General features: G+C 31.9%; 1 protein-coding gene. It reads left to right on the plus strand.

The features are described from left to right. Positions 1–345: protein YkfM (gene ykfM / locus K0778_RS27450; RefSeq protein WP_153520414.1), on the plus strand; the 345-nt coding region annotated here is incomplete at its 5' end. Positions 346–517 lie beyond the last annotated feature (172 nt).

Here is a 517-nt window from a genome sequence, read left to right on the forward strand (position 1 = left end):
ATGTTTTATGATTGGAGAATGTTGATTCTGTGCTTCGGTTTCATGTCGTTTTCCTTTTTAAATATTCATGTAATTTTACTTACGCTAATAAAATCATTCTTAATCAAAAAAACGAAGGTAGTCAATTTCGCCACAGACATAACAATACAGCTAACTCTTATATTTTTACTAATAGCTATCGTAATAGCACCTTTAATAGCTCCTTTTGTCACAGGATATGTCAATACTAATTATCACCCCTGCGGTAATAATACGGGAATTTTCCCAGGAGCAATCTATATTAAAAATGGCATGAAATGTAATAATGGATATATTTCTCGCAAGGAAGATTCAGCAGTTAAATAATTAAATATTCTAAAACAAACAGTTTTTAACTCCGGATTCCATGTCCTTTCTTGCACTGTCTTTGTCAAGAAAAATTTCTTATGCAAAGAATTTTGTATTATTGCCGCCAGAAATTCCTGGCGGCAGATATAATTTATTATTGATAGCGGTTAACCAAATCTTTTACCATCGC

Origin of the sequence: Escherichia sp. XD33, from assembly GCF_019375075.1 — a bacterium.
Lineage (GTDB): Bacteria > Pseudomonadota > Gammaproteobacteria > Enterobacterales > Enterobacteriaceae > Enterobacter > Enterobacter flexneri_A.